Genomic DNA, 15692 nt, shown 5'->3' with positions numbered 1-15692 from the left:
TCACAGTAGTAGCAGCGCAATAAACGGCATGACCAGGAAGGCCAGAAGTGTCTGAAAAGTGATTATGGATGCCATGGCAGCGGTATCCCCGCCCAATTGCCGAGCCAGAATATAGGCGGATGGGGCGGTCGGTACCATGAAACAGATAGCCAGGGCACCAGCGGATACGCCAGAGAGGCCTGTGACAACAATGAGCAACGCCGTCGCGGTGGGTTTCAATCCGAACTGGATAATTGAGGAAACCAGGATGGGGCCGATATGTCCGCGTACTGCTTCCGGTTTCAGGGCGGCGCCCACCGCGAGCAGGCCGAATGGCAGGGCAGCGCGGCCGATGATCTCCAGGATATCTTCTGCTATACCGGGCACCCCGATACCGCTCAGGCTCAGGAGCCAACCCAACGCACAGGCAAGGATCAAAGGGTTTCCTATTACGTCACGAATGATGGGTTTCCACCCCTTGCGTGAGCGCGTGCCCCAGACGGCAAAGGCGGAGATGCAAAGCAGGTTGATCAGAACGATCATGAATCCGGCCGTCACCGCACCCATCGCCAGCCCGTCCACACCAAAAAAGGCCTGGGCCACCGCCAGCGCGATATAGGTGTTGAAGCGGACACCGCCCTGGAAGATCGACGTGAAGGTTGCGCCATCCACCGCTGCGCCAAATTGCCGCCAGGCGATGAGCAGTGCCGCGGCCAATAGCAGGGTCCCCACTACCACCAGCAGCATGGCCGACCAAGGGGCTCCCGCGAGGCTCTGATTGCCCAGGGTGCGGACAAGCAGTGCGGGGAAGAGGACGAAGTAGGTCAGCTTCTCCATCCCGGACCAGGCGTCGTCGGGTAAAAAATGGCTCCGCTTCAGGCTGTATCCGATCAGAATCAGGACCAGGATAGGGGCCAGGGCCATTGCGATATCGCTCATCGGGCCATCGTCACTCGTTGGTTGCGCCAAGGTTGGGATTATTCCGGTTATAAGTCGGGTCGTCCAGTTGGCAGAGAGGTTATGCTGTATCCGGCTGGTCCATTCTTTAACGATATTTTATGCAACGGGGTCGGCCGTCCTTGACGTTTGGATGAACGACCCCGAAATCCAGCCTGGGCTCATCGACCCTGGCAGTCGCGTTGCCCAACGGACTCTAATTCTGCGGTTCAATTCGATGGATTGCCCAACGCCTCCCGCTCCAGGCGCTGTTTCAGCTCGGCATCCAGGCCAAGATGTTCGGCCAGATGGTCGAGATAGGTCCGTTCGAGAAACCCGCTTTCGCCAATCACCAGTGCGCTGGCGAGATAGACCTCGCTGGCCAGCAGTTTGTCACCCGCGACTTCCGCGGCGATCGCCTGTGGATCGAGCGGGGTGTGCAGTTCCGCCTCCACCCAGGTGCGTAGTGACCCTTCGCCGCCGTGGCGTACGATCTCCTGATCGATCAGGGCGCGTTCACGTTCGTCAATATGACCGTCAACCCGCGCCGCGGCCAGCACGGCGCGCAGCACGACGCGGCTCTCGGTGGCCGTGTTTGCCACGGGCGCCGGTGGGCTGCTGTCGGATGCTGCGGAGTTATTCTGGTTGTAGGCGCGCCATGCCATGGCTCCCAGCGCGGCCAGGCCGCCGTATGTTGCCAGCTTGCGGCCGGTCTTGCTGCCCAACAGCAGACCGACCAGGCCGCCGGTGGCTGCGCCCTTGCCATAGTCCGTGATACCTCCTTGCGATCTGGTTATTCCGGAATCGTTGAGAAACGACTTTCCGGCACCAAGCAGTTGATCAAGCAAGCCTCGGGTATCCATTTTGAACTCCTTACAGGGATAGGTTGAAATAGCGAATTATTACTCGAACTGCTGAACTGAAGCTGAATTGCGAATCAAATCGTAGCGTGCATGTGGTTTGAGTCGTGATGTTGGGGGGGGGTCCTTATCCCGACTCAGTCCGTAGGTTGGGGTGAGCCTGCGAACCCCAACGGTTTGCAGTTACAGTTATCGCAGTAGCGGTTATCAGGGTGTCGGGATTCGTTCCTCATCCCAACCTACGAGCTAAACCAATCTTCATCTTTGTCTCACGCAATCCATGGGTTAGAGTTCAATTGCGAACCCCAACATTTTGCAAGTAATAGGTATCAGAGTGTTGGGATTGGTTTCTAATCCCAATCTACAATCGGTCATACCAATCGATCACTTGTTGCTGACTGCCCGTTATCGCTTCCCCATGATCGACCCCAGTACCCCGCGAATGATCTGCCGGCCGATGCTGCTGCCCACGGCGCGGGCGGCGCTTTTGAAGAAGGACTCCATCACCGACTGGCGACCGCGACCGCCGCTGCTCTTTTTCTCCTTGGCGAGCTCTTTCTGGCGGGCCTGTTCCACGTCGGCGGCTTTCTGCTCCTCGGCCAGTTTGGCGGCGCGTTCGGTGAGGATCTCATGGGCCGACTGACGATCCACGCCCTTGTCGTAGATGCCGGCGACCAGTGAGCCGGCCATGATGGTCTGGCGCAGCGGTTTGGTGATGGGACCGATCTGGCTCTCGGGAGGCCGGATCAGGGTGCGCTCGACCATCTGCGGGCGGCCCTTGGCGTCCAGGGTGGAGACCAGCGCCTCGCCCAGTCCCAGTTCACTGATCACCTGTTCGGTATCCAGCGCCGGGTTGTCGCGGAAGGTCTGGGCGGCGGCGCGCAACGCCTTCTGGTCCTTGGCGGTGTAGGCACGCAGGGCGTGCTGGATACGGTTGCCGAGTTGCCCGAGCACGCTGTCCGGGATGTCCAGCGGATTCTGGGTGACGAAGTAGACCCCGACCCCCTTGGAACGGATCAGCCGGACCACCTGTTCGATCTTGTCGAGCAGCGCCTCCGGGGCGTCGTCGAACATCAGGTGGGCCTCGTCGAAGAACAGCACCAGTTTGGGTTTTTCCGGGTCGCCCACCTCTGGCATCTGTTCGAACAGCTCCGAGAGCAGCCAGAACAGGAAGGTGCTGTAGAGTTGCGGGGCGTTCATCAACTGGTCAGCGGCCAGGATATTGATCACTCCCAGCCCGTTCTCGTCGGTCTGCAGCAGGTCCGGGAGATTGAGTGCCGGTTCTCCGAACAGCAGGGTGCCGCCCTGGTCCTCCAGGCTGATCAGGCGACGCTGGATGGCGCCGACGCTGGCGGCGGATACATTGCCGTAGAGGGTGCGAAATTCTGCGGCGTTCTCGGCCACGAACTGCAGGATGGCACGCAGGTCCTTGATGTCCAGCAGCAGCCAGCCGTTCTCGTCGGCGACCCGGAACACCAGCGCCAGCACCCCCTGCTGGGTATCGTTGAGATTGAGCAGACGCGCCAGCAGCAGTGGCCCCATCTCCGAGATGGTGGTGCGTACCGGGTGGCCCTGTTTGCCGTAGATATCCCAGAAGGTGACCGGGAAGCCTTTGAAAGTGAAGTCATCCAGCGGCATGCGATCGAGCCGCTCCTGGACCTTGGGATGGGATTTGCCGGGCTGGCTGAGACCGGACAGGTCGCCCTTCACATCGGCCAGGAATACCGGCACCCCGATGCGGCTGAAGGATTCGGCCAGCCCCTGCAGGGTGACGGTCTTGCCGGTGCCGGTGGCGCCGGCGATCAGGCCGTGACGGTTGGCCATTTTCGGCAGCAGCCCGACATCTTTATCACTGCAACCCACGTAGATCATCTGTTCCACTGTGAACCTCTCCTTTGATCAAATAAGTCGGGACCCCTGTATTCCGGATCTGGAGTGACTACCAGCCGCCACCACCGCCACCGCCTCCGCCGCCACCGGAGGAGCCACCGCCGCCACTGCCGGATGATGAGCCTGGCGCGTGGGAGGATGATGAGATGGCCGAGCTCATGGCACTGCCCACGGCACCGCTGAAGCCGGTCAGGTTGTGGCTGTTCCAGCTTTTGCCGCTGTACCAGGCTGGATGATAAGCGTGACCATCCTGTCCGGCGGCGGCCAGCACCTGACTGAAGCGCTCCGCCCACTGCTGCTCGACTCCCAGTGCCAGGGCATAGGGCAAATACGCCTCGAACAGCGCCGGTGTCTTGTCCGGCGGATGCTTGAAATTCAGTTCGTCCTGTTCGGCAACGCCAAGATACTGCTTGAACCCTTCCACCTTCTGCAGCAGTTGCTGGCCGGCCCGGGTCGGGGCCTTGAGCCATTCATAGAACAGCACATTGATGGCGATGGCGAGCAGCAGCATCAGGGTGAAGGGGAGTGAGATGGCGAAGGTGAGCATGCCGATGCCGAACACTTCACCGGCAAAGAAGGGAAGGGCAAACAGGGTACTGCCAATCGCCTTGGCATAGCTGCCGATACCGGAACTGCGCGCATCGCGCCAGGACTGGTAGATGCCCACCGCCATCTTGAACACCGCCACGCTCCAGATCGAGAGCCAGACCATCATGAATGCGCCCATGATCAGCTTCTCTTCCGACCCGACGTTCCACAATCCGGCGCCGAGCAGGGCCAGGGTGATCAGCAGGCCCGGTACGATAAAGCCGCTGTTGGTGACGAAGTAGGTCTTTTCGTAGTCCCGCTTCAGTGAGGTCTTGTGGGCCTCCAGCGCCTTGGACATTTTCTGGTGATTGGTGTGGTGCAGTCTGATCTTGTGGTTGCCGCCGCCAAACAGGGCGCTGGCAATGGCACCTTCACCGGGGGCCAGGGTCGGCGTCTTGCCGGTCTTCTCCAGGGTGAATTTTCCCGCCTTGTCTTCCTTGATTCTCAGGTAACCGCTGACCGCCATGTTGACCACGGCCGCACCGAAGGCCTGGTGGTCATAGCCCATCTGCTTTATGTAGCGCATGGCGGCGGGAGAGTAGCCTTTGGGTGGGGTGTAGAGCGGGATGATGACGCCGATATCCGGGTCGCGCCCGACCCGGTACCAGATTGCCGTGAAGTAGCCCAGCAGTAACAGAATGCCGCCACCCGCGATCAGAAAGCCTTGGTTGTCGGAGAGAAACCAGGTCAGGCGCTGTTGTGTGTCCGGCTCAATCACATGGCCTTTGGGCCAGCTGGTGACCAGGGTCAGGCCATGGTGCACGGGCAGGGGGGTAGTGGTCTCGAACAGGGCATCCCCGTTTCCGTCCACCCGGGCACTATACTGTTTGCCCCGGTCGCCCTTGGCGCCGGTATAACCCTCCACCTGAATAGCATCGACAGGTATGTCCGGCGGCAGGGTGACCCGGGCGGCGGCCCGCTCGATGGGGAAGTCCCAGCCGTTGCCGGTGACGTTCCAGTAGAGTTCGTCATGGTCATCGAAGAAGCCGAGTTGCCGGTTGGTACGGTAGCGCAGGGTATAGCGATAGACACCCGGTTTCAGGATGACGTTCTTGTTGCCGACGTAGATGCGGATACCATTGCTTTGGGCTTCCGTGTGGTAGGGTTCGGTGTGACCGTCACGCCGTACCTCCAGCAGTTCGAAGCCGACCCGGTAACGGTTGCCCAGCCGGTCCTTGTAGTCGGTGGGAAAATCACGAAAGATACCGCGTCGGATCTTGTTGCCCTCGGCGCGCACCTCGATGGCCTCTTCCACCACCATGCTGCCGTCGCGCTGTACCTGAATGTCACTGAAGTAGTCGAGTATGCGTTCCCGAGTCATACCAGGGTTGGACAGGGCCAGCAGCAACGGCAGGCACAATCGCAGGATGATCCTGGCCACTAACGTACCTCCGGTGGGTCGACTTCCACGGTACTCTCCAACTCAAAAAAGGCGGCAGGATGGAAGCGGAAAAAGCGGGCTACCAGCAGGTCAGGGAAGGAGTCGATACGCACGTTCAGATTGCGCACCGCGCCGTTGTAGTAACGGCGCGCATACTGGATGTGGTTTTCCACGTCGCTGAGTTGCCGTAGCAGATCCAGGTATTGATCGCCGGCCTTGAGATCGGGATAGGCCTCGGCAATCAGCAGCAGGGAGCGGACCTGATCACTGAGGCCGCTCTCCAGGCGTTCCCGTTCGCCCGGCGTGGTGGTGGCCGCGGCCGCACTGCGCAGATGGGTGATATGATCAAGGGTGGACTGCTCGTAGTGACTGTAGGCTTGCACCGCGTCCACCAGCTTGGGGATCAGGTCGTGGCGCCGTTTCAACTGCACGTCGATATCGCTCCAGGACGCCAGTACCCGGTTTTTATCCCTGACCAGTTTGTTGTAGATGATGATTGCCCAGACAACGAGGGGCAACAGCAGCAACAGCATGATTTCCATCGCGCCCGTGATCCTGTTTGTTATCTTGTTCTATCCGGTGTAACCGGTGACTGATTCACGCCTGATCTCAGTGTGCGTGCTCCCTGACGGGATTTCAAATTTTTCTTTGTGCAGGGGGCCGCGCGTAGGGGAATAATAGGCCGGTCACCGGGGGAGTGATCAGCTGAACTGCAATTCGAAACCGCGTCCCATTAGCTGTCTCGCCTCCTGTTCCAGCTCGGCACGGGGCAGGGTGTGGGTGGTGAGCCAGTGATGGGGAAAAGTCAGCTTCAGGTGGTTGTCGGCGACCTCGATTGCCACCTTCACCAGGGTGGCGGCAGAGCGTGCCCGGTGCAGCAGTACGGAAAGGCGTAACAGGATGCAGAGGCGCAGGGTGGTGAGGGAGATATCCTGCGGCAGTTCATTAAAGACATCGAAGGGGAACTTGCGACGGTGGCCGCGGATCAGGGCCGACAGCACCCGCTGTTCCTGGCGTGAGAAGCCTTGCATGTCGGAGTTGGCGATCAGGTAGGCGCCGTGTTTGTGGTACTGACTGTGCGACACGGTCAGGCCGATCTCATGCAGGCGGGTGGCCCAGCAGAGCATATCGATATATTCGCCTTCACGCAGTTGCCAGGCATCCGCCGCCTGGTTGAACAGGGATCGGGCGGTGGATTCGACGCGGTTGGCGTGTTCCATATCCACGTCATAGCGGCGGCACAGGGCGCGCACGGTGCTTTCCCGCACATCCTCGTACTGGGTGCGGCCCAGCATTTCGTAGATCAGGCCCTCTCGCAGCGCCTTGTCGGAAACCTTGAGCTGGCTGATGTTCAGCGCCTTGAACACGGCGCGCAATACCGCGACGCCGCCGGCAAATACCGCCTTGCGCTCACTGCTCAGGCCCTCCAGCTGGATATTGTCCACATGGCCCGTTTCAATCAGCACGTTGCGCAGTTTTTTCAGTGCCTGATAGGTAATACCTTCTTGCTCACCGGCCCATCCGGCGGCCTGGACTACCTTGTTAATGGCCCGGATGGTGCCAGAGGCGCCGACCGCCACTTCCCAGCCGGCGCTGCGGTATTCGTTCTTTACCGGCAGCATCTCCAGCGCACCGTTCAATTCGGCCGAGCGCATGGCCTCGGCGCTGATATTGCCGTCGCTGAAGTGCCAGCGGGTCATGTTGACGCAGCCCATGTGAATACTTTCCGTGCGGCGTGGCTGGAAGCCGTCACCCACAATCAGTTCGGTACTGCCGCCGCCGATGTCGATGACCAGCCGGCGTTCGTTGCCGGCGGCCAGCCCGTGGGCCACGCCCAGGTAGACCAGACGCGCTTCCTCGCGGCCGGCAATGATCTCGATTGGATGGCCCAGGACCGCTTCGGCTTCTGCCAGAAAGCGGGTGGAGTTGCGTACCTGGCGCAGGGCACTGGTGCCGACCGCCCGGACACTGCCGTGGGGGAGTGATTTGAGGCGCTGGCCAAAACGCTCCAGGCAGTCCAGGGCGCGCGCCTCGGTCTCCGGGGTCAGCTCCTTGTTCTCCTGCAGACCGGCCCCCAGGCGCACCATTTCCCGCAGCCGGTCGATTACCTGGAAATTGCCGTTGTCCACCTTGGCCACGATCATGTGAAAGCTGTTGGAGCCGAGATCCACCGCCGCAACGGTGTCTGACAAGTTGGCGATGTTGGCAATATAACGCAGCATGGGATTGGAGCTTTATGACAAACGGGACCGGCATGCTACCACCGGATCTAGTCGATTGAAACCGCGGTATTGATTGCCGCTGCACCGCCTGTCGGGCCTGTCTGCTGGAGCCTCGCTGTGCCTGGGTTTGGCAGGCCCGCGGATCGGCCGGATCATTTTTTCTGTCCCAGACTACGCAGTTGTCTGGGGGGCAGCAGCCAGATCATTTCAGCCGAAGCAGGTTTGGGGGTGTCCTTGAACTGCAGCAGACAGGCCGCGCCACGCTTGAGTTGCAGGAAGTTGAAATGGGATCCGTTGGTATACCAGGAGATGAGTTCGGACAGGTCCGGCTCATGGCCGATCAGCAGCGCCGTACTCTGCGGAGGCAGATCCGCCAGCAAGCTGTTCAGCTTGGCGGGATCCGATCCCGGGTTCAGTTGGGTAATCGCCTTGCGGGTGGCCTCCGGGTAGAGTTCACCGATGAGATCGGCGGTCTGAATGGCCCGAACAAGGGTGCTGCTGAAGATATAATCGGCGATGGGTTCGACCCGCTTGAGTCCCTGACGTGACTGTTCAATACGCTTGATGCCTTTTTCCGTCAGCGGTCGGAGTCCATCATTCTTACTGATTTTGGCAAACGCGGTCCGGTCTTCGGCGATGGCGTGTCTGATGAAGATAATTTTCATATCTGCTGGGTCGGTCAGTCCGGTTGAACAGAGAAAACAGGTTAAAATATAAGATTACACTGGTTTTTCATGATATGGCACCTGTTTGTCGGGGCATTTGTCACTGTCTTGTCAGTGTATATTTATACCATGTAGTCATGACCCCTTGGTTATACGGATAACAGCATGAATTATTGCAGCCAGTGCGGCAACACCATCGAAATCAGGATACCTGAAGGCGACAGCCGGGAGCGTCACGTCTGCAGCAGTTGCGGGGTGATCCATTACCAGAACCCCAATGTGGTGACCGGTTGTATTCCCGAGTGGGAGGGTAAGGTGCTGCTCTGCCGGCGCGCGATTGAACCGCGCAAGGGTTACTGGACCCTGCCGGCCGGATTTCTGGAAAACGGTGAGTCGACCCAGCAGGGGGCGCTGCGTGAGACCCTGGAAGAGGCCAATGCCCGGGTCGCGGTCGGGCCGCTCTATACTTTGTTCAGCCTGCCGAGTATCAGTCAGGTCTATATGCTGTTTCGCGGGCCATTGCTGGATCTGGATTTTTCACCCGGCGACGAGAGCCTGGAGGTGCGGCTGTTCGGGGAGGCCGAGATCCCCTGGGAAGAGCTGGCGTTTCAAGTGATGGTGGAGACCCTCAAGTACTACTTCATGGACCAGCGCAGCGGGGTTTTCCGTCTGCGTTCCGGGGTGATAGAACGTCTGCCTGGTGAGCAGCGGCGCTACCGCACCACCCTGCACGAATAGTCAAAATCAGGTAGGCGCGTAGACCAGCCGCACGTTGGTGGCGATCAGGCCTTCATCCACATCACTCTCCTTGAGATAGAACTCGACAATGGTCTCCCGGTTCATCAGCAGTTCCGCGGTGACTTCGTCGGCCAGCTCATTGATGTGACAGAAGACACTCTCGTAGGGAGACTCCGGGGCGCGTGGATCGGTGATCCAGAGGTTGGGAGATATTTCACGGATAAAGCGCAGGAAGCCGTACCCCTTGTCCTGGAACCATTTGGTGCAGACGCCGCGCACGCAGGAGCCGGGTTTGCCCCATTCATTCCGCGGCTCATGAGAGAACGGCAGCAGATCCGGTATCAGATAGCCGCGATAGAAGGCGTCGGCCTGACGCTGTAGCTGCTTGGAGACGTTATTGAAGCCCAGCAGTTCCACCCGGCAGCCGCGATTCTGTAGAGCGGTGACCACCTGGAGAAAGTCTCCGTCGCCGGTCACCAGCAGGATCAGGTCCAGGTTCTCCGCCTGCAGCATGGCGTCCACCGCCAGATCCAGGTCGGCATTGGCCTTGGTGGTGATGTTGCCCTCTTCGTCGGTGTAGCGCTTAACGTGCTTGACAATAATTTTCCAGCCGTAGTCGCGCACCATCTGCTGATAAATATTGGATTTTTTTGCGTATTCGTTGTCGTCCCTGGCGCGCTCCTGGTCAAACGCGAGGTAGGTGTTCAGGCGTAGCAGGGTACCGTTATCGCGCGCCGCGAAACGACGCAGGATGTCGTAACGCAGCTGGTAGCCGCCGTTGAACTTGACGTTTTCCGCGTCGACAAAAACACCAACTTTAAGCATCTCTTGAATCCATTGTTTTATTTTTTGGGGAGTAACGATTCGGTCTTCGACAAGCAACCAGGGTGTGCATAGACGACGTGCCCCACTCTACGCACTAAGATTATCCATTCTCGAGGGAAACCCATAATACATCAAATGGTCAGCGGCGGCTCAATTGCCGGCAATGCCTCCTGTTCTGTGGATGCGCTGACCAGACTCTCTTCCAGAATTTTCAGATACTGGATAACGACTCCCTGGGTATTGTCAATATTCTCGTTCAGAATGCCGTGCCGCTGTGAGTGCACGAACTCTAGCCGTTTCAGCTTGCTGCTGATTTTGTCATAAACCCGGTTTGCACTGTCTGGTACCACCACGGGGTCCTCGTCACCCTGGATGATCAGGGCAGGGCAGTGTACATCCTGCAGGCGCTTTACCAGCTGGTTGACCATCAGGCGCAGCTCGAACAGGGAGTGTACTGGCATGGTGCTGTAGTTGATGTCCGGGTGTTCGGTGTCGTTTGGACGAAACGGCATGATCCCTTCATAGGCGCGCAGCCAGCTCACCAGCTTGTTGGCATGATGCACCAGTGGCACGAATATCATATTTTTGTTGCGGAACTTGACCGGTGTTGAGATGGCCACCACACCGGCCAGTCCGTCCGGCTGTTCGGCCGCCTGCAGCAGTGCAAGGGCACCGCCGGTGGAGAAGCCGACCAGACAGATATCGTCACAATAGCTCTGCATGATGCGGTAGGCCCGCTGTACCGAAGTGAGCCAATCTTCCCAGCTGCGTTCGCGCAGATCCCAGGGTGAGGTACCGTGCCCCTTCAGCCGTGGACCGATGACGGCGAATCCCAGATGTCCCAGCTTTTCGGCAAACAGCCTGACCTCGGCCGGTGAGGCAAGGAACCCGTGTACCAGTACAACACCCAGGCGGTTGGGCTTTTCCGGCAGAATCAGGAATGGATCGGCGCTCCGGGTGGCCGTCTCCCGGCTGTTCACCTCCTGGTGCCGCGGCTTGGAAAAGCTGGCTTTGTCCCATTGATAGGCCATTCGCTCATCATCAAAATAGAGCTCGGCAAGCTGCACCGGACCGGTCGTTTCCGCGCGGCTGATTACCCTGTCGATCGCCTCGTTCATGCCGGCAACCGGGCGCGCTTCGTTGGCATAGACCTCGATCATGTTCTCAAGCCGGATCTGATCGAATTCATGCTCCTGGCACAACTTGGGCATAAACAGGTAGTGGCCGCCTTCCTGCTCGATCAACTCCAGTTGTGCGGCCGTAAGGAAGAACTGATCGAGGCCGGCACACTGGCCCATCATCAGCTCGCTATAACAGTCGGGGTTTTTGAGACTGCGCTGCAGATTGATCCGGGGCAGCCTCTGCACGGACTTGACGGCCAGATAGAGCATACGATGGAACAGGTTCACATCAACCGCCTGCTGTCCCTGCTCCAGCAGCCGGTAGATGATCAGTGCCGCCAGATGACTCAGGTTGATGGTCACCTCGCTGTAGATCGCTTTCATGTAGTCGTTGCGCAGGCGCAGGGCATTCTGGCGCAGACGACTGGTGAGCAGGCGATGTTTCAACGTCCGCTGGGATGCCTCACGGCTCAGCAGTTCATCCAGCGATTCCATGTTCGGGGCTAACTGTTTAACGATCGGCCGGACCCACCAGCTCCAGTAATCCCGGCTGTACAGCATATCCCCCAGGTGGATATCCATGTCGGTGTTTTTCAGCAGTATGTTGCCTTCGATCAGCAGTTCTTCCGAGAGGCGGCGACTGATGCCGCGATTGATCAGTTCAAATCCGCTGTGCAGCAGATTGTCGCTGACCCGCATCGGATAGAATGTGATGTTTGCCGGCACAATGGTGGAGGGCCGCTCTACCGCCGACTGCAGAGCCTCTGGTGTCGCAAACTCCAGCTTGTTCATCCAGTGGCTGATGAGTGACTGATTGTCCTGTTCAAAGGCGAGCTGTATCGACTGTTTAAGAATATCCACCGCCAGTGACAATACCGCTGCGCCGGTATGGTGTTTTCTGCGTTCCAGGGCGGTGCGCGAATAGATGCTGTAACCGCCCCGTTTATCCTGGGATCGCCGGTCCTTTACCATGCCGCCTTCGGGGAAAATAATCACCTTGTACCCGCGCAGGATCTCCTCCGCCAGATAGGGTATCAGCCGCGGATGGTTGTGTGGCACGGCGCCCACGTTGAGCAGATAGTTGGCCAGGGTGTCATCCCCGGCGAAAAACTCGCTGGAAGCAATTGCGCGGCAATAGGCTCCGGTTTCCTGATAGATCAGATACTGGGGGATGAAGGTTTCAAATCGGGCGAAGTGATTGAACAGAAAGATCTCGCCCTCGGCCACCTGCCCCCGGTCGTGATGCATCTTGATATTGACGCTTAACAGCCGCTTGATGGTGGAAAAGATGCGCACCGACCATTGGTAGGTGGAGATATTGATTTTTACTTCGTCCTGCCGATCCGTCAAACCGGTCCCCCCTGACACGGATGCCTTGGCCGCTGAGTTCCTGTAAACAAAGTGATACCGCTCAAGGCTGACTCTCCCGATTGTTTTATAGCAAAAAGTATAGGCCTTGATGAGTGCCGTGTCTGCTGTCGTGGCGGAGGGAGTGCGCTAATGGGGGAGGAGAGAAAGGTTTGATCGAACAAGCCCGGTCCCGGTTGACCAGGGTGGTCGGTGAAACGATCCCCGGCGACCACGGGGCGCCTTATGGCTCTTTGTTGACTGGCTGAAACCCAAAAAAAGGCGGCCCCGTTGCCGGGGCCGCCCTGTCTCGGTCATGCGCGCCGGAATTACTTGTTGGCACGATTCTCGATCAGATCATCCACCACACCGGGATCGGCCAGGGTAGAGGTGTCGCCCAGGGTGTCGATCTCGTTGCAGGCTACCTTGCGCAGAATGCGACGCATGATCTTTCCGGAGCGGGTTTTGGGCAGGCCGGGTGCCCACTGGATCAGGTTGATCTTGGCGATCGGCCCGATCTCGTCGCGCACCAGTTTGACCAGTTCGGCCTTCAGTTCGTCGGTCGGTTCAACACCGGCCATCGGCGTGACGTAGGCATAGATGCCCTGACCGGTGATGTCATGGGGATAGCCCACCACTGCAGCCTCGGCCACCTTTTCGTGCAGGACCAGGGCTGACTCGATTTCGGCGGTACCCAGGCGGTGGCCGGAGACGTTCAGCACATCGTCGATACGGCCGGTGATCCAGTAGTAGCCATCCTTGTCGCGGCGTGCACCGTCCCCGGTGAAGTAGTTGCCGGGGTACTGGGAGAAGTAGGTATCCTTGAAGCGCTGATGATCGCCATAGACCGAACGCATCATGCCGGGCCAGGGACGTGTCATGATCAGGGCACCTTCGCACTCACCTTCCAGTACCTCTCCGGTGGTGGCATCAACAATTGCCGGCACCACCCCGAAGAACGGCATGGAGGCAGAGCCCGGTTTCAGGTCGGTGGCGCCGGGCAGCGGGGTGATCAGATGTCCGCCGGTCTCGGTCTGCCACCAGGTGTCGACGATCGGGCAGCGCTCGCCGCCAACCACACGGTAGTACCACTCCCAGGCTTCCGGGTTGATCGGCTCACCCACGGAACCGAGCAGGCGCAACGAGGAGAGGTCATGCTTTTTCACCGGCTCTTCACCAACCCGCATCAGGGCGCGGATGGCGGTGGGTGCGGTGTAGAAGGTGTTGACCTTGTGTTTTTCGCATACTGCCCAGAAGCGTCCGGCATCGGGATAGGTGGGAATACCTTCAAACATCAGGCTGATGGCACCGTTGGCCAGTGGTCCATAGACGATATAGGTGTGACCGGTGACCCAGCCTACATCCGCGGTACACCAGTAGACCTCCCCCTCCTTGTAATCGAAGGTGTACTTGTGGGTCATGGCGGCGAACAGCAGATAACCGCCGGTGGTGTGAAGTACCCCCTTGGGTTGTCCGGTGGAGCCGGAGGTGTAGAGGATGAACAGGGGATCTTCCGCGTCCATCTCCTCAGGCTCGCAAGTGGCGGAGGCGTTGGCCATGGCGTCGTGATAGTAGATGTCCCGGCCCTCTTTCCAGGCTACCTTGCCGCCGGTGCGCTTGACCACCACGCAGGTCCGAACATTGGGGCAATCTTCCAGGGCGATGTCGGCGTTGGCCTTGAGCGGGACATTCTTGCCGCCACGCACCGACTCATCCGAGGTGATCAGGGTCTGGCAGTCGGAGTCCAGGATGCGGCTGGAGAGGGCATCGGGTGAGAAGCCGCCGAATACAATGGAGTGCACCGCACCGATACGGGTACAGGCCAGCATCGCCACGGCTGCCTCCAGGATCATGGGCATGTAGATACAGACGCGATCGCCTTTCTTGACCCCACGATCCTTCAGCACATTGGCGAATTTGCACACTTCAGTATGCAGTTCGCGGTAGCTGATCTTTTTGTCCTCATTGGGATTGTCACTCTCCCAGATGAGGGCGGTCTGGTCGCCACGGGTCTCCAGATGGCGGTCCAGGCAGTTGTAGGAGACATTCAGCTTGCCGCCTTGAAACCACTTGATGTTGGCCTCATTGAAATCCCAATCACTCACCTTGTCCCACTTTTTCGACCAGGTAAGAAACTCCTCCGCGGCATCGCCCCAGAAACCATCCGGGTCTTTCACTGAGCGCTGATACATCTCCTGGTATTTGGCCGCATTAATGTGGGCATGCGCAGCTGTCTCAGCACTTACCGGATAGACTTTCTCTTCGGACATGGCTTGTCTCCTTTTCTTTAAATTACATTGACCGACGGTTCGGTCGCTTCTCTCATTTAGTGTAGTTGCTCTGCTGAACTGCTTGGGATGATCCATGGATCATCCGGTTATCGGAAATATTAAAAATGTCCCAATTCATATTGCCGGTGAATCAACTTGTCCACCGGATTGTTGTATTCCGTCAATACTGCTGCGATTCTTCTGAATACTTCGGCGGTGGTGATGGCGTCACCCCGCGCAGTGTGCCTTCCCTGTACCTCTACTTTCGCGTAGTCGGCGACCTCTTCCAGTGTGTAGTGTCCAACCCGGCCGGTATGAACCAGATAGAGTAGCATGGTATCTAACCATGGATGTTTCAAATGGCAAAGCAACTCCCGCTGCAGAATCCTGTTCAGAAACCGGATATCGAATCCGATATGATGCCCGACCAGCACACTCTCGCCGATAAAATCGGCAATCTCCAGCATCACCTCTTCGATCAGCGGCGCGTCCTTCACATCCGCATCGGTCAGATGATGAATCCGGGTCGAGGCGGCCGGAATCTTGCGCCCTGGAAATATCAATGTATTGAACTCCCGGCCGGTCAGTTCAAAACCCTGCATCTCGATCAGGGCAATGGAACAGATCTCGTCTCCGGCATAGGCCTGCAGCCCGGTGGTCTCGGTGTCCAGCACGACAAACCGGGTCTCCTCCAGCGGCCGGGTTACCAGCTTTTTCGGATCGACTGACAGCAGGCGTCTATGCAATGCCAGCATCCCCGGATCGGACAGCAGTGCGCCCTTGCTCAGGGTGCGCCGGAATCCCGCATGTATTCTTCCAAATAACTCACCGAGTTGTTCACTTGCCATATCTATTCGGCATCCCCTGTCC

General features: G+C 58.7%; 12 protein-coding genes. 1 reads left to right on the top strand and 11 read right to left on the bottom strand.

What is annotated here, in order from left to right; translation table 11 throughout:
* The 7 genes from ACHZBF_RS12295 to ACHZBF_RS12265 form a co-directional block, all read right to left on the bottom strand.
* Positions 1–918 carry an AEC family transporter gene (locus ACHZBF_RS12295; RefSeq protein WP_321528602.1) on the bottom strand — a complete coding sequence of 306 codons (918 nt, stop codon included), beginning with the start codon at positions 916–918 and terminating at the stop codon, positions 1–3.
* 227 nt (positions 919–1145) lie between these two features.
* On the bottom strand, positions 1146–1778 hold the full coding sequence (locus ACHZBF_RS12290; RefSeq protein ID WP_321528601.1) for a tellurite resistance TerB family protein: 633 nt from the start codon (positions 1776–1778) through the stop codon (positions 1146–1148).
* 402 nt (positions 1779–2180) lie between these two features.
* Positions 2181–3647 carry a helicase HerA-like domain-containing protein gene (locus ACHZBF_RS12285; RefSeq protein ID WP_321529382.1) on the bottom strand — a complete coding sequence of 489 codons (1467 nt, stop codon included), beginning with the start codon at positions 3645–3647 and terminating at the stop codon, positions 2181–2183.
* Between the two features lie 67 nt (positions 3648–3714).
* Positions 3715–5634, bottom strand: a complete 1920-nt coding sequence (locus ACHZBF_RS12280) for a DUF2207 domain-containing protein (protein WP_321528600.1) — start codon at positions 5632–5634, stop codon at positions 3715–3717.
* Positions 5634–6176, bottom strand: coding sequence for a LemA family protein (locus ACHZBF_RS12275; RefSeq protein ID WP_321528599.1), 543 nt, complete (start codon positions 6174–6176; stop codon positions 5634–5636). Before ACHZBF_RS12275 ends, ACHZBF_RS12280 begins: the two co-directional genes overlap by 1 nt.
* Positions 6177–6335: 159 nt before the next feature.
* On the bottom strand, positions 6336–7856 hold the full coding sequence (ppx, locus tag ACHZBF_RS12270) for an exopolyphosphatase (RefSeq protein ID WP_321528598.1): 1521 nt from the start codon (positions 7854–7856) through the stop codon (positions 6336–6338).
* A gap of 152 nt (positions 7857–8008) precedes the next feature.
* Entirely contained in the window at positions 8009–8521 is a 513-nt protein-coding gene (locus tag ACHZBF_RS12265; protein ID WP_029133506.1) for a SixA phosphatase family protein, read from the bottom strand.
* Positions 8522–8686: 165 nt separating this feature from the next.
* Between ACHZBF_RS12265 and ACHZBF_RS12260 the strand changes: the two genes are divergently transcribed.
* The gene (locus ACHZBF_RS12260; RefSeq protein ID WP_273439723.1) at positions 8687–9259 is read left to right on the top strand and encodes an NUDIX hydrolase; all 573 of its coding nucleotides are present in this window, start codon (positions 8687–8689) and stop codon (positions 9257–9259) included.
* Between the two features lie 6 nt (positions 9260–9265).
* Here ACHZBF_RS12260 and ACHZBF_RS12255 read toward each other — a convergent pair whose 3' ends face one another.
* From ACHZBF_RS12255 to ACHZBF_RS12240, 4 genes are all read right to left on the bottom strand, one after another.
* On the bottom strand, positions 9266–10084 hold the full coding sequence (locus tag ACHZBF_RS12255) for an NYN domain-containing protein (protein ID WP_321528597.1): 819 nt from the start codon (positions 10082–10084) through the stop codon (positions 9266–9268).
* 131 nt (positions 10085–10215) lie between these two features.
* Positions 10216–12555, bottom strand: coding sequence for an alpha/beta hydrolase (locus ACHZBF_RS12250; RefSeq protein WP_029133503.1), 2340 nt, complete (start codon positions 12553–12555; stop codon positions 10216–10218).
* Between the two features lie 326 nt (positions 12556–12881).
* Positions 12882–14822 carry an acetate--CoA ligase gene (acs, locus tag ACHZBF_RS12245; protein WP_029133502.1) on the bottom strand — a complete coding sequence of 647 codons (1941 nt, stop codon included), beginning with the start codon at positions 14820–14822 and terminating at the stop codon, positions 12882–12884.
* Positions 14823–14941: 119 nt separating this feature from the next.
* The gene (locus ACHZBF_RS12240; RefSeq protein ID WP_288103414.1) at positions 14942–15670 is read right to left on the bottom strand and encodes a 3'-5' exonuclease; all 729 of its coding nucleotides are present in this window, start codon (positions 15668–15670) and stop codon (positions 14942–14944) included.
* Positions 15671–15692 lie beyond the last annotated feature (22 nt).

This window comes from Sedimenticola selenatireducens (genome assembly GCF_963675335.2).
Lineage (GTDB): Bacteria > Pseudomonadota > Gammaproteobacteria > Chromatiales > Chromatiaceae > Sedimenticola > Sedimenticola selenatireducens.
This window is presented reverse-complemented; position numbering and strand designations above follow the sequence as displayed.

Excerpts from the sequence above, each read along its gene's own strand:
- ACHZBF_RS12295 (WP_321528602.1), bottom strand. The coding sequence starts at position 918 with ATGAGCGATATCGCAATGGCCCTGGCCCCTATCCTGGTCCTGATTCTG.
- ACHZBF_RS12290 (WP_321528601.1), bottom strand. The coding sequence starts at position 1,778 with ATGGATACCCGAGGCTTGCTTGATCAACTGCTTGGTGCCGGAAAGTCG.
- ACHZBF_RS12285 (WP_321529382.1), bottom strand. The coding sequence starts at position 3,647 with ATGATCTACGTGGGTTGCAGTGATAAAGATGTCGGGCTGCTGCCGAAA.
- ACHZBF_RS12275 (WP_321528599.1), bottom strand. The coding sequence starts at position 6,176 with ATGGAAATCATGCTGTTGCTGCTGTTGCCCCTCGTTGTCTGGGCAATC.
- ppx (WP_321528598.1), bottom strand. The coding sequence starts at position 7,856 with ATGCTGCGTTATATTGCCAACATCGCCAACTTGTCAGACACCGTTGCG.
- ACHZBF_RS12265 (WP_029133506.1), bottom strand. The coding sequence starts at position 8,521 with ATGAAAATTATCTTCATCAGACACGCCATCGCCGAAGACCGGACCGCG.
- ACHZBF_RS12260 (WP_273439723.1), top strand. The coding sequence starts at position 8,687 with ATGAATTATTGCAGCCAGTGCGGCAACACCATCGAAATCAGGATACCT.
- ACHZBF_RS12255 (WP_321528597.1), bottom strand. The coding sequence starts at position 10,084 with ATGCTTAAAGTTGGTGTTTTTGTCGACGCGGAAAACGTCAAGTTCAAC.
- acs (WP_029133502.1), bottom strand. The coding sequence starts at position 14,822 with ATGTCCGAAGAGAAAGTCTATCCGGTAAGTGCTGAGACAGCTGCGCAT.
- ACHZBF_RS12240 (WP_288103414.1), bottom strand. The coding sequence starts at position 15,670 with ATGGCAAGTGAACAACTCGGTGAGTTATTTGGAAGAATACATGCGGGA.